Origin of the sequence: Salinispirillum sp. LH 10-3-1 (assembly GCF_030643825.1) — a bacterium.
GTDB lineage: Bacteria > Pseudomonadota > Gammaproteobacteria > Pseudomonadales > Natronospirillaceae > Salinispirillum.
Map to the genome: position 1 here is coordinate 3259368 of NZ_CP101717.1, position 17926 is coordinate 3277293.

18 protein-coding genes and 1 other RNA gene are annotated in these 17926 nt (G+C 53.9%); 12 read left to right on the top strand and 7 right to left on the bottom strand.

The features are described 5' to 3' along the window. Positions 1-109: 109 nt before the first annotated feature. The 3 genes from NFC81_RS15015 to NFC81_RS15025 all read right to left on the bottom strand — a co-directional run bounded on the left by NFC81_RS15015 (position 110) and on the right by NFC81_RS15025 (position 4394). Positions 110-1156, bottom strand: a complete 1047-nt coding sequence (locus NFC81_RS15015) for a BMP family ABC transporter substrate-binding protein (RefSeq protein WP_304995291.1) — start codon at positions 1154-1156, stop codon at positions 110-112. Between the two features lie 448 nt (positions 1157-1604). Then, complete coding sequence (tkt, locus tag NFC81_RS15020; RefSeq protein WP_304995292.1) at positions 1605-3599, bottom strand: transketolase; 1995 nt, start codon at positions 3597-3599, stop codon at positions 1605-1607. A 156-nt stretch (positions 3600-3755) separates the two neighbouring features. Next, positions 3756-4394, bottom strand: a complete 639-nt coding sequence (locus NFC81_RS15025) for a DsbA family protein (RefSeq protein WP_304995293.1) — start codon at positions 4392-4394, stop codon at positions 3756-3758. A 254-nt stretch (positions 4395-4648) separates the two neighbouring features. Between NFC81_RS15025 and NFC81_RS15030 the strand changes: the two genes are divergently transcribed. Then, positions 4649-5071: a VOC family protein gene (locus tag NFC81_RS15030; RefSeq protein ID WP_304995294.1), complete on the top strand. Its 423-nt coding sequence runs from the start codon at positions 4649-4651 to the stop codon at positions 5069-5071. Between the two features lie 15 nt (positions 5072-5086). Here the strand turns inward: NFC81_RS15030 and NFC81_RS15035 are convergent, their stop codons facing one another. Genes NFC81_RS15035 through NFC81_RS15045 form a run of 3 tightly spaced genes read right to left on the bottom strand, consistent with a single transcriptional unit; the run spans position 5087 to position 7327 of the window. Then, positions 5087-5407, bottom strand: a complete 321-nt coding sequence (locus NFC81_RS15035; protein WP_304995295.1) for a DUF6122 family protein — start codon at positions 5405-5407, stop codon at positions 5087-5089. A gap of 6 nt (positions 5408-5413) precedes the next feature. After that, complete coding sequence (gene pepP / locus NFC81_RS15040; RefSeq protein ID WP_370529876.1) at positions 5414-6742, bottom strand: Xaa-Pro aminopeptidase; 1329 nt, start codon at positions 6740-6742, stop codon at positions 5414-5416. A 36-nt stretch (positions 6743-6778) separates the two neighbouring features. After that, positions 6779-7327: a UPF0149 family protein gene (locus tag NFC81_RS15045; protein ID WP_304995296.1), complete on the bottom strand. Its 549-nt coding sequence runs from the start codon at positions 7325-7327 to the stop codon at positions 6779-6781. A gap of 195 nt (positions 7328-7522) precedes the next feature. On the opposite strand from NFC81_RS15045, the gene NFC81_RS15050 reads away from it, so the two are divergent. The 8 genes from NFC81_RS15050 to NFC81_RS15085 all read left to right on the top strand — a co-directional run bounded on the left by NFC81_RS15050 (position 7523) and on the right by NFC81_RS15085 (position 12793). Beyond that, a complete protein-coding gene (locus tag NFC81_RS15050; protein ID WP_304995297.1) occupies positions 7523-7732 on the top strand; it encodes a TIGR02449 family protein in 210 nt (69 codons plus the stop codon). Then, the gene (locus NFC81_RS15055; protein ID WP_304995298.1) at positions 7729-8019 is read left to right on the top strand and encodes a cell division protein ZapA; all 291 of its coding nucleotides are present in this window, start codon (positions 7729-7731) and stop codon (positions 8017-8019) included. The genes NFC81_RS15050 and NFC81_RS15055 overlap by 4 nt, the downstream gene beginning before the upstream one ends. Positions 8020-8101: 82 nt before the next feature. Continuing rightward, positions 8102-8279, top strand: a non-coding RNA gene (ssrS, locus tag NFC81_RS15060) — 6S RNA. Positions 8280-8285: 6 nt separating this feature from the next. After that, the gene (locus NFC81_RS15065) at positions 8286-8912 is read left to right on the top strand and encodes a 5-formyltetrahydrofolate cyclo-ligase (RefSeq protein WP_304995299.1); all 627 of its coding nucleotides are present in this window, start codon (positions 8286-8288) and stop codon (positions 8910-8912) included. 80 nt (positions 8913-8992) lie between these two features. Continuing rightward, on the top strand, positions 8993-9946 hold the full coding sequence (locus NFC81_RS15070) for a patatin-like phospholipase family protein (protein ID WP_304995300.1): 954 nt from the start codon (positions 8993-8995) through the stop codon (positions 9944-9946). Between the two features lie 79 nt (positions 9947-10025). Further along, positions 10026-10508 (top strand): hypothetical protein, encoded by a 483-nt coding sequence (locus tag NFC81_RS15075; RefSeq protein WP_304995301.1) that lies wholly within the window; start codon positions 10026-10028, stop codon positions 10506-10508. 76 nt (positions 10509-10584) lie between these two features. Continuing rightward, positions 10585-11073 (top strand): YcnI family protein, encoded by a 489-nt coding sequence (locus NFC81_RS15080; protein ID WP_304995302.1) that lies wholly within the window; start codon positions 10585-10587, stop codon positions 11071-11073. A 55-nt stretch (positions 11074-11128) separates the two neighbouring features. Continuing rightward, complete coding sequence (locus NFC81_RS15085; protein WP_304995303.1) at positions 11129-12793, top strand: copper resistance protein CopC; 1665 nt, start codon at positions 11129-11131, stop codon at positions 12791-12793. Between the two features lie 30 nt (positions 12794-12823). Here the strand turns inward: NFC81_RS15085 and ilvA are convergent, their stop codons facing one another. Beyond that, entirely contained in the window at positions 12824-14341 is a 1518-nt protein-coding gene (ilvA, locus tag NFC81_RS15090; RefSeq protein WP_304996994.1) for a threonine ammonia-lyase, biosynthetic, read from the bottom strand. A gap of 312 nt (positions 14342-14653) precedes the next feature. Between ilvA and NFC81_RS15095 the strand changes: the two genes are divergently transcribed. From NFC81_RS15095 to NFC81_RS15105, 3 genes are all read left to right on the top strand, one after another. Then, positions 14654-15187 carry a biotin/lipoyl-binding protein gene (locus NFC81_RS15095; RefSeq protein WP_304995304.1) on the top strand — a complete coding sequence of 178 codons (534 nt, stop codon included), beginning with the start codon at positions 14654-14656 and terminating at the stop codon, positions 15185-15187. Positions 15188-15332: 145 nt separating this feature from the next. After that, a complete protein-coding gene (locus NFC81_RS15100) occupies positions 15333-15587 on the top strand; it encodes a hypothetical protein (protein WP_304995305.1) in 255 nt (84 codons plus the stop codon). Positions 15588-16547: 960 nt separating this feature from the next. Then, a complete protein-coding gene (locus tag NFC81_RS15105) occupies positions 16548-17798 on the top strand; it encodes an HlyD family efflux transporter periplasmic adaptor subunit (protein WP_304995306.1) in 1251 nt (416 codons plus the stop codon). Positions 17799-17926 lie beyond the last annotated feature (128 nt).

The window sequence follows — 17926 nt, forward strand, 5'->3', positions numbered from 1 at the left end:
TCTGCTGGCCGTAAAAGTTAAAGGAGTCTTTGATCAATTCCGGCGCGAACTGCTCAAAGACCCCTTAACCCTCGCACAGGTCGCGTGCGAGGGCTGACTTTCAGTCGGCTTACATGGCTGCGTAGTTGCAGTCGCCGTTTTGCATGTAGTCGTACACTTCAATTTCACCGGAGATGATCTTGTTCCGGATATCATTGATTTGGGCTTCCAGCTCGGTGCTGATCAAATCACGGTTGAACTCGTCCAATGACCAATCAACGCCGTTCTCAGCGATACCGAACACTTGCACGCCACCTTCCCACTCACCCATCATGGCTTGTTCCCACGATACGTAGGCAGCAGTACCCACACGCTTCTCCATCGATGTCAGCATGGTGCCTGGCTGCAGGTAGTTTTGGTTGGAATCTACACCGATGGCGAAGATGCCACGGTCAGCAGCAGTTTGATACACGCCCAAACCAGTACCACCGGCCGCTGCATAAATTACATCAGCACCCTGTGAGATTTGCGAGTTAGCCAACTCACCACCGCGGACGGGGTCGTTGAACGCAGTTGGCGTAGAACCGGTCATGTTCTGCAATACACGGATATCGCTGTTGACGTACTTAGCACCCTGCTCATAACCGCAGGCGAACTTACGAATCAGCGGGATATCCATACCACCAACGAAACCAACGGTATTGGTTTCGGAAGCCAGCGCAGCCAATGCACCTACCAAGAAAGAGCCTTCGTGCTCTTTGAAGATCAATGACTGTACGTTGGGAGCATCCACAACGTCATCGATGATGGCAAACTGCGTGTTAGGGAAGTCAGCGGCTACGCTACTGACCGAGCTGCCGAAGTTAAAGCCAACAGTAACGATCGGGCTGTGACCGTCTTGAGCCAAGCGGCGGATGGCCTGCTCACGCTGAGATTCGTTATCAGGCGTAAACTCACGCACTGCGACGCCCTTGTCAGCAACAAATACTTCAACACCATTGCGGAAAACCGCTTCGTTAAACGATTTATCGAATTTGCCCGCAACATCATAAACAACCGCTGGGCGGAACTGTGTCTCGCCAGCTGCTGCAGTCGCAGCTGGTTCATCTTTTGAACAACCAGCCATTATGACCGCGGCGGCCACACCGGTCATTGCCAGTTTTGTAATTGCTTTCATTTCTATCCCCTTTGTGTCTTACGATCCTATGGTGTGCACACCCGAAGTGCGTGCTCACCTGTTTTTTGTTATCAACCTGATCAAGATAGCAGTTTTTAAGCCAGAGTGGCCTGCTAATCCAGAATAGAGTACTTAAGGATTCATTGCCCATAATAAACGAGCTGACCATTCGGTCAACAGATCTTTTGTGACAGTCCTTATAATGCTGAGCGCATGATATTCCTTGGCGGCGTAAAAAGGCAATTTTACCATGGCTTATACAGTGGTTTGTTCATATTCCCTCAGCAATGAGCGTCAACTGCGCCCTACAATGCAGCACATCACAATTACTTAGGCACCAAAGGCGCGCAACTCATTAACTTCGCCAGTTACCAGCGCTCCCCTAGGTAAGCTGTAGGCGCATAAAAAAGCCCGCTGCAAAGCGGGCTTTTTTACCGAGAGAAGCGGATTATCGCACTGCTTTTACAGCGGCGACCACGGCATCTGCGGTGATACCAAAGTGTTTGAACAGATCGCCAGCTGGTGCTGACTCACCAAAGGTTTCCATACCCACTACTTGGCCATCCAAACCAACATACTTCAGCCAGTAGTCTTTGATGCTTGCTTCTACCGCCACGCGTGCGCGCACAGCAGAAGGCAACACGGACTCGCGATAAGCCGCATCCTGACGATCAAACTGATAGGTTGAAGGCATGGACACCACGCGAACAGAGATGCCTTCACTGCTCAACCGTTCAGCCGCTTCCATCGCCAGACTCACTTCTGAGCCCGTTGCAATCACGATCGCATCGGGTGTTCCGGCGGTATCTTTCAATACATAGCCACCACGCTCAATCAAGCTCACTTGCTCATCGCTGCGCGTTTGATGTGGCAGGTTCTGACGCGAGAACACTAAAGCGGTTGGCCCTTCGGTACGTTCGATAGCCGCTTTCCACGATACCGCCGACTCAACGGCATCACAAGGGCGCCAGGTGTCGAGATTGGGCGTCGTGCGCATACTGGCCAGCTGCTCAACCGGCTGGTGCGTGGGACCATCTTCTCCCAAACCAATGGAGTCGTGCGTGTAAACGAAGATCGCACGCTGTTTCATCAACGCGGCCATACGCACGGCGTTGCGCGCATATTCCATAAACATCAGGAAGGTTGCGCCGAATGGAATAAACCCACGGTGCAACGCTACACCATTCATAATGGCGCTCATGCCGAACTCACGCACACCGTAGAAGACGTAGTTGCCGTTGGCATCCAAACCGGTAACGCCTTTGCAGTCGGGCCACTTGGTCAGGTTGCTACCTGCCAAATCAGCCGAGCCACCCAAGAACTCAGGCAAAATAGAGGCAAATGCGGTAATGGCATTTTGGCTGGCCTTACGGCTGGCAATGGTCTCGCCTTTCGCCTGAATGTCAGCGACGATGCGCTCAGCCTGTGCGGCAAAATCGGCTGGCAAGTCACCGGCCAAACGGCGTTTCAGTTCGGCTGCTTGCTCTGGGAAAGCAGTGGCGTAGGCGGCCATCTTATCTTCCCAAGCGGCTTCTGCTACACGACCCTTTCCGCGCGCATCCCAAGCCTCGTACACTGGCTGAGGAATTTCGAACGGACCGTGCTGCCAACCTAAGCGCTCACGTGTTAGCTTGATTTCGTCGTCACCCAAGGGTGCACCGTGGCAATCTTCTTTGCCTTCTTTGTTCGGCGAACCAAAACCGATGATGGTTTTGCAGCAAATCAGTGTTGGCTGGTCGGTGTTAGCACGCGCAGTTTCGATAGCCTGACGGATTTCGTCGCTGTCGTGACCATTTACGCGCGGAATCACTTGCCAACCGTACGACTCAAAGCGCTTCACCGTATCGTCGGTGAACCAACCTTCGACTTCGCCGTCGATGGAAATGCCGTTGTCGTCATAAAAGGCTATCAGCTTACCCAAACCCAAAGTACCGGCCAAAGAGCAGACTTCATGCGAAATACCTTCCATCATGCAGCCGTCACCCAAGAAGGTGTATGTGTAGTGATCAACCACGTCATGCCCAGGGCGGTTAAACTGTGCGCCCAGCACGCGCTCAGCCAGTGCCATACCGACGGCGTTAGCAATACCTTGACCCAGGGGGCCAGTGGTGGTTTCAACACCGGGCGCATAACCGTATTCAGGGTGTCCGGGTGTTTTAGAGTGTAACTGACGGAAATTCTTCAGTTCTTCAATCGGCAGGTCGTAGCCCGAGAGGTGCAACAGAGAGTAGAGCAACATGGAGCCGTGGCCGTTAGACAGCACAAAGCGGTCACGATCAGGCCATTCTGGATTCGTGGGGCTGTGCTTCAGATAGTCGCGCCACAGTACTTCGGCGATGTCTGCCATGCCCATGGGGGCGCCTGGGTGTCCACTTTTGGCCTGTTGAACGGCGTCCATACTGAGAGCGCGGATGGCATTAGCCAACTCACTGCGGTTGGGCATGAGGTCTAGTCTCCTGGGGCAAGTTGCGAGGTGTCTCTTTTTTGAGCGCGTATTGTCGCCGATGGCGGCTTCAAGTTAAAGCCTAGCAAGGGGATTAATGCGCTTTTCTTCAAGAAACAGGCGCCGAGCGACGCCTGCTTTACTCAATCATTAGCTTTAGATGGCAAGTGAACGACCAGGTGTCTGACCGTTTAAGCGAGCCTTAACGATATCCAGCAAAGTCTGGTTGCCCGACACCATGCTGCCATCCACTAGATGTTCACGATTGACGATCACCGATGGCGTGGCACGAACACCAAACTGATACAGCAGGGCCTCGGCTTGGTCCATGCGGCGCTCAACCAACTCCGACTCATAGGCGGTGCGGAAGGCTACGGGATCGATGTCGCAGCAGCTGCGCGCGAACGCCATCACGGCTTTTTGTGAACTCAAGTCAACGCCCGACTGATAGGCATCAAACAAGCGGGCATGAAACACCGGGTTAGCACCCAAGACTTCCGCTGCATGAAAAGCTCGCGCCGCAGGATAAACCGCATCGGAAAACACCACCGGCACATAGACCACACTCACGTCGTCCGCACCTGCGGCACTCCACTGGGCTAATTCCTGACGGTAAAAGTTATGGCAGGGATTGCATTGATAGCCAAAGAACACCAGCACTTCCGCTTGGTCATTGGGGTAAGACAGGTAGTCGGTCGGCGCGGCGGTTTGGCGTGCCGTTGTATCGCTACTGGTCGAAGCACAGCCAGCAACGACAAATAAGATGGGTAACATAACCAGCAATAAACGTTTCACAGTGATCACTCCTGTTGAAGGTGAAAGTTCAACTCCCGACCTGATCCCCAGGCCTGAGTCCTTGGTCTGCCAAATCAGCAGATGTATTCCTTGCGCAAATTTCGAGTAGATACTTGCACAACGCACGCTAACAGAGCACCCAAAGCCGCGCAAGTACAGCGATCACATTGCTGTGCATTAAGGTGCTTTTATCTATCCTGGCTCGAACTAACCGCCTAGAATGATCGCTTACATCACAGATTTTGAGGTAGCCCATGACATCCCTGCCACCCTTCCACTTGGCCTTTCCGGTGCACGATCTAGCCGCCGCTCGCGAGTTCTATGGCAATGTCCTTGAGTGCCCCGAAGGTCGCAGCTCAGAGCACTGGATTGACTACAACTTTTTTGGACATCAGATTGTGGCGCACTTATCACCCGATGCACCGCGGCCAGCGCAAAAGAACGCGGTGGATGGGCATGATGTGCCAGTACCGCATTTCGGCGCTGTGCTGTCGATGCAACGCTGGCAGGCCCTAGCGGACAAACTGACGGCCAAAGGGGTGCAATTCGCGATAGAACCCTACATTAGGTTCAAAGGAGAAGTTGGAGAACAAGGTACGATGTTTTTCTACGATCCCAGTGGCAATGCCATTGAGCTAAAAGGCTTTGATGATCTAAACGAGCTGTTTGCCAAGTAATAAGTAGTCAAGCGGTTACATAAACCAACAATCGATGGCATCTAGAGCCATATGGATCAAAAGCCCGACGCCCACTAGGCGGGTGCGCTGCCACAGCGCCAATAGGCCATACCCGGCGATTGCCGGGTAGCTGTGCAACGGGTGAAAGCCAATACTGCAGCGCGTGGGGTCATAGATCGGGTCAGCCAATAGGTGGTCGAGGTCAACCACCATAGTCGCCACCATGATCAACCACGCGCGTCGCCATTGGGTGCGAAAAAACAGTCCGGCAACAACGCCCGGCACGGCAAAATGCAGCGCGATGTGCAACACAGACATCAACGTCAGAGTCGGCATGCGGTATTACACGTCCTGCATCAAGCGCTCGATTTCGTCGGGGTCTTTCGGTACGCCTAAGCTGAAGTTTTCATGGCCGTCGATCGTCACCATGACATCGTCTTCGATGCGAATGCCTATGCCACGCCAACGCTCATCTACGCTCTCATTGTCCGGCGCAATATACAGACCAGGCTCTATGGTCAAACACATGCCCGCCTCAAACTCGCGCCAGGCACCATCATCGGTCTTGTAGCGCCCAACATCATGCACATCCATGCCCAACCAATGACTGGTGCGGTGCATAAAGAAGTCTTTATAAGCCTCACTGCTGATCAGCTCGGCAACCTCTCCCTGTAACAGCCCCAATTCGACTAGGCCTTCGGTCAGTACTTGCAATACTGTTTCATGAGGTTGATTAAAATGATTACCCGGCTTCACTTGCGCTAACGCGGCTTCGTGAGCACGCAGAACCAACTCATAGAGGGTCCGTTGCTCGGCACTGAACCGACCACTAACAGGAAAGGTTCGCGTAATGTCGGCGGCGTAGTAATCCAGCTCACACCCGGCATCAATCAGCACCAAGTCACCGCTCTGCAATGGTGCGTTGTTTTCGGTGTAGTGCAGCACACAAGCGTTCGCTCCACCACCGACAATGGCTGAATAAGCCGGTAAGCGCGCACCATGCCAAGCGAATTCGTGATTGATCTCTGCTTCCAGTTGGTATTCATGGGTAGCGCGATGGGCGACCCGCATGGCGCGCTTATGCGCTTCGGCCGCTACGACACCCGACCGACGCATCAGGGCGGCTTCGGCGTCCGATTTATACAGGCGCATTTCGTTGGTAATGGGGTTGAGATTCATCAAGGTTTCAGGCGCTTTTGCGCCACGGCGTGCTTGTGCACGCACGGCTTCAATCCACGCCATGACTTGTGCCTCGAAACCACTGTCGTGCCCCATCGGCAAATACACTTGGCGACAACCGTCCAGCAGGGCGGGTAAAAGTTCGTCTAACTCTTCGTTCGAGTGCGCTTCATCCACCCCTAGGTGCGCCTGCACGCCCTCGGGACCCATGCGGTAGCCGTTCCATATTTCCATCTCTCGGTCGCGCTCACGACAAAACAAAACGAACTCACCGTCCGGGCGACCCGGAACCAATACCGCCAAGGCATCCGGCTCATGAAAACCGGTGAAATAGAAAAAGGTACTGTCTTGGCGGAACGGGTACTCAACGTCACTGTTACGCAAGCGCTCGGTCGCCGACGGAATGATCGCCAGGCTGCCCGGTTCCAGTTGCGCCATTAAACGGTGGCGCCGTAGAGCAAACTCTTCCTGAGTGATGGGGATATAGCTCATGATTCCTCTTGTCCTCTTTGCGTTCAAGGGTGGCGCTTAGTGCAACGTGGGCTTCTGATCAGCAAGCGGGGCGCCTAAAACCAATTGAAAATGATGTGCCGCCAAGCGTACGTGTTCAGCCAGCGCGGCGTAATCTTCTTCCGCTTCGGCATCGTTCTCTGATTCTACGTCGAGCTGGGCAATCGCGATCAGATCTTCCAATAACTCTTCGTCTTCGCCGTCCGGCGCTTTCAATTGCCCGGTCACCCCTAGGGTGCTGACAAAACCGGCACACCAATCGGACAGTGCTTCAAGGCGATCAGCCAAGGCGGCATCCTCCGTTGGTAACACCAAGCGCAGGCGAAAAGCGTCGTTACTGAGGTCGCTCAGCGTTTGGTCGTACAGTTGATGTAATACCTCAGCATGGGCTTCGGTTAACTCGGCATCTATTTCCAGTTGCTCTTGGGCTGTGGTCAACCACGCTGCACGCTCCAATCGAAGGCCGCTGACCAAACGCGCCACCAGGCTGCCATGCAGGAAAGCGACCGACTCCGTGGGGTCCAGATCGGCCAGCACGTCGTCTACGGCATAATATTCTAAATCCACAGCTCGCTCCCATTAACTATTGGCTAAGTACTATCGGGTATTCACAATTTCACACTATGCTAGCATCGTTGACGCTGGTACGCTAAAGGGCGCGCAAAGATTAGTAATAGTGCTTGTCGAAAGTCTGCTTTACACCGCAGACTCCGCGCGCGCCACCATTGAACGATCAGAGGCAATTCATTACGGAGCATGGGCATGTCACAAGAACAAATGATGGCACTGGAGGCACGCGTTGATGAACTGCTGCGTGACCATCAACGCCTAAAGAGAGCCCAAGCCGCTTTTGACCAAGAACGTAAAGCTTGGGAAACTGAGCGCGCCGAACTGGAAAGCAAGAATCAGCAAGCACGCCAGCGCTTGGAGTTTGTGATTGCACGACTAAAGGAATTTGAGCAGGCCACATGAAAGCCAACAACACCGTAAAACTGAATATTCTGGACCGCGACTACAACGTCGCCTGCCCAGCCGACGCCGAATCAGACTTGCGTGATGCGGCCCAGCAACTACACAACAAAATGACCGAGATCAAACAATCCGGCAAGGTGTTTGGCGTGGAGCGCATCGCCGTCATGGCGGCCCTTAACCTAATTCATGAACTGCGGCAACAGCAACAAGCCAACGTGGCATCGAACGACGCAGTGACGCGCATCATCAATAAAATAGATGACGCACTGGATAGCGAACAAGACTGATCTGCATCATTTAGCAGTGAAAACAAAGCAAGAAATTACATTGTCAACGCTGTATTCAAGCGGGATATCAGTATACTAGGCGTTGTCCCTGGTCTATTTGCCAGTCGATACGTCCTCGAGCCGATATTATATATCCCGGAGATTTTGCGCTGACGATGTGTGCATGTCCGCTGGTCGGAAAGCCTAATTCGTCACCAGAGTCACCACCTTGAACTCTTCGGTTCAAGGCCACACTCGACAGCGGTAGTATCGGGGATCCTCATTTTATGACCTTGCCAACCGTTAACCCACATGCCCCAGTAGATAAGGCTTTAGTGAACGACGAACGCAGCGCATTGCGTCGCGTATTGCGTCAGCGCCGCCGCAGTCTGACCCCGACACAGCAACAATCGGCAGCCCGCCGCCTAGCAAACCACTTGCTGAACCTGCCACTGGTAAAGGCCTCACATAGCATCGCATTGTATCTGCCCAACGACGGCGAAATCAGCCTGCAACCCTTTATCGAACAGCTCTGGCGCCTCGGCAAAACACCCTATTTGCCGCAGCTGCATCCCTTGCGTGGCGGACGCTTGTGGTTCTTGCCGTACCGGCGTAAATCGCTGCTGCGCAACAACCGCTTTGGCATTCCCGAGCCACGCAGTCCACGTGTATTCCAGCCGCGGCAGATGGACTTGGTACTGCTGCCCTTGGTGGGTTTTGATGCGCACGGTAATCGCTTAGGCATGGGTGGCGGATTTTACGACCGCACCTTTGCACAGCGCGGCCAACGCCCCATACTGGTTGGCATTGCTCATGCTTGTCAGCAAGTGCCTCAGTTACCCGTACAACCCTGGGATGTGCCTTTACATGGCATTATCACTGACCACGGCTGGATAAACACACGCCTTCCCTAATGTATAGGCAAGACGTAAGACGACAGGCGCCTCGAGCGTCTGCAGTGCTTTAACACGAATTTCTACAAGGAGATTGAACTATGCCCACAGTAGCACTCGCCCTCGGCAGTGGCGGCGCCCGCGGAATGGCCCACATCGGCGTTATTCAATGGCTTGAGGAACACAACTTTGAAATCATCAGCATTGCCGGCTCGTCCATCGGTGCCCTAGTGGGTGGCATGCACGCGGCAGGCAAGTTGGACCAGTATCGTGATTGGGTCAGCGGCTTGGAGCGCTCAAATCTTCTGCGCATGCTGGATTTATCGTTTTCTCGTTCTGGCCTGTTTAAAGGCGAGAAGGTGATTAAACTGCTGCAGGAAATGACGGGGGAGCTGAATATCGAAGACTTGGCCATCCCATTTACCGCCGTCGCCACAGACCTCAATCGCGAGCGGGCCATCTGGCTCAATAGAGGGCCTTTGTTCGATGCCATTCGCAGCAGCATCGCCGTGCCCTCGGTGTTTACACCGCACAAACACATGGGGCGCTGGCTGGTCGACGGAGGCCTCGTGGATCCTGTCCCCGTGGGCCCTACGATGAACTCCATGGCCGACATCACCATAGCGGTCAACCTCAACCACGCCATTGATGAACTCGAACTCCAAGGTGAGACGACCAAGCTCAAACCGCGCAAGCGTCCTATCAAGAAAACACCGCTTGAAATCCCAGACGAAGACGAGCGACGCTGGCCTGCGTTCAGCAATATGCTGGACAGCATTCGCGGTCTGCACAAAGGCCAGCCCGAACAGCAAAACAGTATGAATATGGTGGATGTCCTCTTTCGCTCGTTCGACATCATGCAGTCACAGATTACCGACGCGCGGTTGGCGTCGTATCGCCCCGATGTGGTGATCAACCTGCATCGCTCGGCGGGCGGCTTTTTTGACTATGACCGTGCGAAGGAGCTGATCCAGCTGGGTTATGACCTAACCGAAGAAGCGGTGGGTAAACAGCTCACAAAACAGCAGCAACCTGCACCGCAGAACGCGGAATGAACCCTGCCACTGGACACCGTAATGTGGCACCGCCTACAATCTCCGCTCTTTGCTGACTGTCGGTACGATATTCACGACCATGTTTAGTGCCTTGCATCTGAACCCGTTTCGTCGCTTGCGCTGCCTACGCCTGATGGCGTTGGGCGGCTTAGTGGCTGCAGGCTTTTTGCTCGCTGCCAGCGTGCAGCACCATGTGCACTATTTTGCCGAAGTCGATACACCGCAGGCACACGCTCATACTGAGTCGACGACCGCGCTCTCGGCTGTACCGCCGCCGTGCGATCCGCCCGGCACGCCCAAAGCTGCACACGCTGTTCACTCTGCAGAAACACCCGCTGGCGACCACCCGCATGCGCACAGTGCTCCGCAAAGTTGCCCGTTGTGTTTAACGCTCAATGCGTGGGCGTTAGCACCTGCCTCGGCCACCGACATACCTCCCGCACAGCAAGGCGTGATTGGGCAAGCCAATGATCCCCAGCACCTATCGACCGGCACGCCGGTTTACCCCCACGCTATACAGCCCCGCGCACCTCCGACACCTCCAAGCTTAACCCTCGCTTAACGCACTGCTGACAGTGCTTTATTTTTCGCGCGCCCCGGCGCTGGGGTGCGCGCACGGTTTATTTTTGGAGTACACCATGAAATTTTTGCTCTCAACGTTTTCTGCCTTAACCGCTTTATGCTTATCATCGTTGGCCGCAGCCCACGTGACATTGCAAGTACGAGAAGCGCCCGCGGGCTCAACGTATCGAGCCGTCCTACAAGTACCGCACGGCTGTGCGGGCGAAGCCACCGAGGTGCTTCGGGTACGCATTCCAGACGGCATGCGCAACGTCAAACCCATGCCAAAAGCCGGCTGGGAATTGGTGATCATTGAAGAAGAGTTAGCCGAACCCTACACCAACCACGGCAACCTGATTACTTCACGCGTGGCCGAAGTGCAGTGGCGTGGCGGTAACCTGGCGGACGCTCATTACGACGAGTTCATTCTGCGCGGCAGTCTGCCCAACACACCGAACAGCACCCTGTTGTTTCCCACCGTACAAGAATGCGCCTCCGGGGCCGAGCGTTGGATAGAAAGTGAAACCGGCGGTCGCTACCCAGCACCTCGCCTGCAACTGCGCTAAACCAACCAAGCACCTAATGGCGGCCCTGCGCCGTTTTTAGGTGCGGAGTGCAACGATGAACATGCGATTTCTAGTTACCTTGGGTTGGCTCGCCCTGTTGGTCTGGTGGCCTTTGGGCGCACTGGGGCACGCTCAATTGGTGAGCCACAGCCCGTCAGACGGTGCCAGTGTGGACACGGCACCCGCCGACATCCGCCTTAACTTCAATGAGCCGGTGACGCCCATATTTATTCGCGTCTTTGACGCCACAGGCAGCACGATCAGCCTGCAAGACGCCCCGAAGATGGCGCAGCAACAGACTGTCGTCCAGTACCTGCCCGACAATCTAACGGATGGTCTGTACGTGGTCAGCTGGCGGGTGATTTCAGCCGACTCACACCCCGTCGGCGGGGCGTTTCAATTCACCGTTGGCAACACCGAGCGTGGAACCATAACCACTGACGCCCTATTGGCCGACAGCGCGCCGGTGCAGGCCGAACGACTGCACCAAGCCAACCGTACCCTGTTGCTGCTGAGTCTGCTGGCGTTGGCCGGCGGCTTATGGTTTCCATTGCATCACACCGGCCTAACGCGCCAACCGGAAGCGCAGCGCGCTGTCCAGCAGTGGCTACAATGGCTGACTTACGCCGTCATGCTGACGTCCGTACTGCAAGTGTTGTTATTGGGCTGGCGAATTGGCGGCAGCCAGCTCACCCTTGCCGAGTGGCTTACAGCCATGGACATTGCCCGCTCTACACCGCTCGGGCGGAGCAGCTTGATCGCTGGCGCATCCGCGCTGTTAATATTTGGCCTGAACGGCTATATCGGCCCGCCCACAACGATGGCCATGGCACACCGGCTGGCGCGTGTCGTGGCCCTGTTGATGGTGGGGTCGTTAGCAACAACAGGTCACACCCTGACTCACACGCAAGCCGGTTTGGCGGCCTTGTTGCTCAGTATGCATGTGGTGCTGGCCGCCTATTGGCTCGGCGCAATGCCCGTGTTATGGCGCTTATCGTTTCATGGTAACACCCGCACGCTGGCCTATTGGCTGGCGCAGTTTTCGCGTCATGCAATTTGGCTGGTTGGCGTACTGATATTGTTCGGTGTGTTGCTGGCCAGCCTGCATTTGGATGCGCCCCCACAACTGTTTGATTCGACTTACGGTCGAGTGCTGTTACTTAAGTTGGGGTTGATCAGCCTGGCTTTGACCCTGGCGCTGGTCAATCAGCGCTACATCACACGGCAGCTGCGTCGCAACCGGCATGACACGCGACTTTGGTTGCGCATAACGCTGGCTGTGGAAACCGTCGTATTGGTCGCTGTGATTGCCAGCACCGCTGTGTTGTCGAGCACCATGCCACCGAATGCAAGTAATGGCTCTCATGATCACAATCACGAGCACGGCTTAGGCGGCGAGCCCGTTCAGTTAATTGAGAACGCTGGCCCCTATCGCTTGATATTCGACATGGAGCACAGCCATCCAGGCTTAAACCAATGGGTAGCATCCTTTACCTACAATGGCGACGTGCACGCGCCACTGGCGGTGGAAGTGGCCATGAGTCTGCCTGAACTTGAGTTGGAGCCACGCTGGGAGGAGTTTACCAAGCTAGGGCAACTGTACGTGCTGGAAACGGATAGCCTCGCGTTACCGGGGAAATGGGCGCTACAAGTAGAAGCCTTAATCAGTGATTTTGACAAAATCACCTTTCATCTGACCGTGCCCATCACGCCGCGCTAACGCGACCGTGCATCCCGTGTATCGCTGTTCCTAGAGGAACATGCGATACACCGGGTTGTCGGTTTCATCCCAATGCTGGTAGTTCAACTCTTTGAGTTTTTGCTGGAACTCGGCGCTGTCGTCTTTCGGCACTTGAAAGGCGCAGAGCACGCGACCATAAGCAGCACCGTGGTTGCGGTAATGGAACAACGAAATACTCCAACGCTTACCCAGCTTTTTTAGGAAGTTCATCAACGCCCCAGGGCGCTCCGGGAACTCGAATCGGTACAGCACTTCGGTAGCCGAGTGATGCGACTTACCGCCCACCATATGCCGAATATGACTCTTGGCGATTTCATTGTCCGTCAGGTCCAATACCGGATAATCCGCGGCACGCAAGGCCTCCACCAGCTCATTTTTTTCCGCCAAGCCAGATACCTGCACACCGACAAAAATGTTCGCCGCGTTGTCATCGTCGTATCGGTAATTAAACTCGGTCACCGAACGACGCCCCAGTACCGCACAAAAGGCCAAGAAAGCCCCCGCTTTCTCGGGGATAGTCACCGCGAGCAGGGCTTCCCGTTGCTCACCGACTTCCGCCTGTTCGGCGACAAAACGCAGCCGGTCAAAATTCATGTTGGCGCCACTGGATATCGCCACATAGGTTTCATCGGCCGTGCCTTCGCGCTGCACATACTTCTTAACACCGGCCAAGGCCAACGCTCCCGAAGGCTCGGACACTGAACGGGTATCGTCGAACATGTCCTTCACCGCCGCACAGATTTCATCGGCTGTGACGGTAATGACTTCATCAACGCAGTGCTCACACACTTTCCACGTTTGCTCACCGATTTGGCCCACCGCCACCCCGTCGGCAAAAATGCCCACCTGCTCCAACACCACGCGGCTGCCCGCCCGCATGGCCGCCGCCAAACAGGCGGATTCTTCAAATTCAACGCCGACAATACGAATGTCGGGGTTCAGGTATTTTACGTAGGCTGCGATACCCGCGATCAAACCGCCGCCGCCCACCGGCACAAAAATAGCGTGAATAGGCTTACCGTACTGATGCAGAATTTCCCGCGCCACGGTGCCTTGGCCCGCAATGGTGTCAGGGTCGTCAAACGGATGAATGTAGGTTAAGCCCTGTTCATCCATCAACTGCCGTGAATGCGCCGCCGCGTCGTCAAAGGCGTCACCGTGCAACACCACTTTCACGTACTTGCCACCGTGGTTACGCACCGCGTTGACCTTAATCTCCGGCGTGGTTTTCGGCATCACGATGATGGCACGGGTCTTCAGCAAATGCGCCGAATACGCCACACCCTGCGCATGGTTGCCCGCCGACGCACAGATCACCCCGCGATCACGCTCTTCCTGGCTGAGGTTGGCCAGCCGGTTGTACGCGCCCCGAATTTTGAAAGAGAACACTGGCTGCAGGTCTTCGCGCTTAATCAAAATCTGATTGTTCAGGCGTTTAGACAGGTTGTGGGCGATATCCAGCGGCGTTTCACGCGCAGCTTCGTATACCTTAGCATTCAGTATTTTCTTTACGTAATCTTCGAGCATCATAGAGGCACTGCCTGTGCTGTGGGTGAGCGGACGCTCGATTGTAACAAAGCGCACTCCAATGTGTACTGGTAATAACGTCACTGTCTTTTGCTATGGGCTCTGCAAAATTCTTCCCGCACCGTCAGCATCTGTGACTCACTTCGCGGTGAGCGAAAAAACTCGATATTTTAAACCTAGGGTTAGTTGTCTTCGTCATAACCCTGCTTTAAATTTCCGCCCCGTTAACAGCAGGCAACGGATGTTCACCCAAGCCTGCTAAGGAACTCAACCACGTTGCACTTCGGTCGGGATTGACCAAGGAGAAGTACAGTGACCGCTGCCTTGTTTCGCCAACAAGCTATGGAGCATCAGCGCGACCGCCTGTGGGGCGAGGTGTTGCTGATCCAGCCGCTTTCTCTGCGGTTGCTGACGGGCATCGTTATCCTGATCGTTGCTGCCATCCTCACCTATTTGTTCTGGGGCACCTACGCCCGTAAAGAAACGGTGCAAGGCCATTTGGTGCCGTCAGCCGGCGTTATCCGCATTTATCCTGCACGGGCCGGCATTATTCGCCAAGTGCTGGTGCGTGAAGGTGACAGCGTTCAGGCCGGGCAACCCTTGTTCGTCATCAACGGTGACAGTTTGCTGGCCGATGGTCGACATCTAGAGCAAGTACTCCTCGACGAGTACCAGTACAAGCAAGGCTTGCTGCAGCAGGAACTTGAGCGTATTCCCGCTGCTTTTCAACGGCGACATCACACTGGGGCAGCGCACACTGGTGCAATGGCTTTTAGAGCCTTTGTACAGTTTGAAAGGAAGACTGTGATGCGAAGGACAACAACGAATTTGGCTTGGCCTGTATAGGAAAAGCCAAAATGGAGAACCGATGGCAGCCCTGACTTTCGAAGGGCGGAGCTGCCAACGGTGGCAGGCAAACGAAAATGGTTTTCGTAAGCTGTCAGGGATGAGTTTAACTGAAATCTGAACATTCTCAATGGAGATGAATGAAATGAAAGCTTTGAATGTACAGCAAGTTGAGCAAGTGAATGGTGGTGTTGTTTTTGCGGTTCCACTGGCAGTTGCTGGCGCTAAAGGAGCAGCAAAATTAGGCGCGTCGATCGCCGTCCGGCACGGCGCAAGCAAAGCAGCAAGAGCAGCGGCAGCATCTTCCTATGGTAAGGCTGGCATGAAACTTGGTGCCACTGGTGGTGCGGCAGTTGATGCAACTGTCGCGACATCAGTTTGGAATCGTGTTAATAAGTGATAACATTTTAAATTAAATTTGCCCCCTAATGGATTACACTAAATCCCTTAGGGGGTACTTAGAGGAGTTAAAATGAATCCATTTGGGTTAATTAATAGTTATATAAAGCATTTTAAGAATGGAACGCCCTTGGCATCCTCAATAATTGTAGGAGTTCTCTTTCTTACTTCTATATTCCACATGAATGTAACCTACATAATAGCAATCGTATGGACCTATGCATTCATAGCCCCGTTGTGTGACTTAATATTCAATAAAATTCTTAAGAAAAAATTTGAAGAGTATTGATGTAATATTCGCCACCCGCTAATAGAAATGCAACTTAAACTCCTTCGACTATAGGCCATTGCATTCGTAAACTAATTAATTCCTGAATTCAACCGGCGGCAAACGCTGGAACGTGCCAACCTAATATGGCAAGCTCTTTACCTGAACTCAGGTTAATATATAGTTTTAATAGGTACCTTATAATGCAATCTTTAAAAATCGAGTTACTTATTAGTGCAATGCTATACCCCCATGCAATACCAAGCACCTTATGCCTTCGCCAGAAAGAAATTAAAATAGCAACCACTTTAACTATATTATTATTTTTCCCTAGCGTTATATATTCGACTTATCTGGTTTTTAAGCACTATGAGGAATTTCGCACCAAAACCATGAAGAAATGATGGGTATGGATCACCCACCCGGACTTAATAGCGGATGAAGAGCTCTTTGAGTCAACCATCTTGGACGCCATGCTAAGCCCTTCGGGAGCATCTAAATGTACCCAGCATCTGTGACTCACTTCGCGGTGAGCGAAAGAACTCGATATTTTAAACCTAGGGTTAGTTGTCTTAGTCAAAATCCTGCTTTAAATTTCCACCCCGTTAACAGCAGGCAACGGATGTTCACCCAAGCCTGCTAAGGAACTCAACCACGTTGCACTTCGGTCGGGATTGACCAAGGAGAAGTACAGTGACCGCTGCCTTGTTTCGCCAACAAGCTATGGAGCATCAGCGCGACCGCCTGTGGGGCGAGGTGTTGCTGATCCAACCGCTTTCTCTGCGGTTGCTGACGGGCATCGTGATCCTGATCGTTGCTGCCATCCTCACCTATTTGTTCTGGGGCACCTACGCCCGTAAAGAAACGGTGCAAGGCCATTTGGTGCCGTCAGCCGGCGTTATCCGCATTTATCCTGCACGGGCCGGCATTATTCGCCAAGTGCTGGTGCGTGAAGGTGACAGCGTTCAGGCCGGGCAACCCTTGTTCGTCATCAACGGTGACAGTTTGCTGGCCGATGGTCGACATCTAGAGCAAGTACTCCTCGACGAATATCAGTACAAGCAAGGCTTGCTGCAGCAGGAACTTGAGCGTATTCCCGCTGCTTTTCAACGGCGACATGCCGACCTAGCGCGTGAAGCTGAGGCCATTAATGAGGATTTACGCTGGCTCAGCCAACAAAAAGATACGCTCCAGCAGCGCTTAGCCATCATCGACGAGCAACTTGCTAACATGCAGCAATTACAACAGCGACGCATGGCAAGTGACGTCGACGTGCAAGCCTTGCTGTCGAGCCGTTTGGCTGTTTTGGCTGAATTGCAAAGTTTGGAGCGCAGTGTGTCTAATCAGACACATCAACGTGACTTGCTGGGCAGCCGTACGGCCCAACTGAACGACGACCAAAGCGCCCAGCAACACCAATTGCAGTCAGAACTCAGTACGCTGGCACAACAAATTGCCGAACTCTATGGCCGCAAAGCCTATGTGATTACCGCCGAGCGCAGTGGCACCGTCACCACCGTACAGGCCACCGAAGGGCAAGACGCCGGGCAAGGCATTCCATTAGCGACGTTATTACCCGAAGACAGTACCTTGGTCGCCGAACTGTTGGTGCCGACTCGCGCTATTGGGTTCATTGAACCGGGCCAGCCCCTGAACATTCGCTATGCCGCGTTTCCTTACCAAAAATTTGGCTTATACCAGGGTGAAATTGTTCAGGTAAGCGACCATGTGTTGTTACCCAACGAATGGCGGCAAGCACCTTTCACAGTAGAAGAACCCATGTACCGCGTCACCGCCACTTTAGATCAACAAGGTGTTATGGCCTTTGGGCAAGAAACTCCACTGCGCCCGGGTATTTTATTGGATGCCGATATCACACTAGGGCAACGCACGCTGGTGCAATGGCTGTTGGAACCCCTGTACAGTTTGAAGGGACGATTGTGAACAGACGAACGAAAAAGTATTTGGCTTCGCCTGCATAGGAAGCAGGAAAGGCCCAAAAGGAACCCGATGGTGGCTGAACTTTGACGAGCACACCACCACCGGGGGACAGGCTACGAATGAATATTCGT

Coding starts and splice junctions, on each gene's coding strand:
- NFC81_RS15070 (WP_304995300.1), top strand. CDS start 8,993: ATGCCCACAGTAGCACTCGCCCTCGGCAGTGGCGGCGCCCGCGGAATG.
- NFC81_RS15100 (WP_304995305.1), top strand. CDS start 15,333: ATGAAAGCTTTGAATGTACAGCAAGTTGAGCAAGTGAATGGTGGTGTT.
- NFC81_RS15075 (WP_304995301.1), top strand. CDS start 10,026: ATGTTTAGTGCCTTGCATCTGAACCCGTTTCGTCGCTTGCGCTGCCTA.
- tkt (WP_304995292.1), bottom strand. CDS start 3,599: ATGCCCAACCGCAGTGAGTTGGCTAATGCCATCCGCGCTCTCAGTATG.
- NFC81_RS15085 (WP_304995303.1), top strand. CDS start 11,129: ATGAACATGCGATTTCTAGTTACCTTGGGTTGGCTCGCCCTGTTGGTC.
- NFC81_RS15050 (WP_304995297.1), top strand. CDS start 7,523: ATGTCACAAGAACAAATGATGGCACTGGAGGCACGCGTTGATGAACTG.
- pepP (WP_370529876.1), bottom strand. CDS start 6,742: ATGAGCTATATCCCCATCACTCAGGAAGAGTTTGCTCTACGGCGCCAC.
- NFC81_RS15080 (WP_304995302.1), top strand. CDS start 10,585: ATGAAATTTTTGCTCTCAACGTTTTCTGCCTTAACCGCTTTATGCTTA.
- NFC81_RS15030 (WP_304995294.1), top strand. CDS start 4,649: ATGACATCCCTGCCACCCTTCCACTTGGCCTTTCCGGTGCACGATCTA.
- NFC81_RS15065 (WP_304995299.1), top strand. CDS start 8,286: ATGACCTTGCCAACCGTTAACCCACATGCCCCAGTAGATAAGGCTTTA.
- NFC81_RS15055 (WP_304995298.1), top strand. CDS start 7,729: ATGAAAGCCAACAACACCGTAAAACTGAATATTCTGGACCGCGACTAC.
- ilvA (WP_304996994.1), bottom strand. CDS start 14,341: ATGCTCGAAGATTACGTAAAGAAAATACTGAATGCTAAGGTATACGAA.
- NFC81_RS15015 (WP_304995291.1), bottom strand. CDS start 1,156: ATGAAAGCAATTACAAAACTGGCAATGACCGGTGTGGCCGCCGCGGTC.
- NFC81_RS15035 (WP_304995295.1), bottom strand. CDS start 5,407: ATGCCGACTCTGACGTTGATGTCTGTGTTGCACATCGCGCTGCATTTT.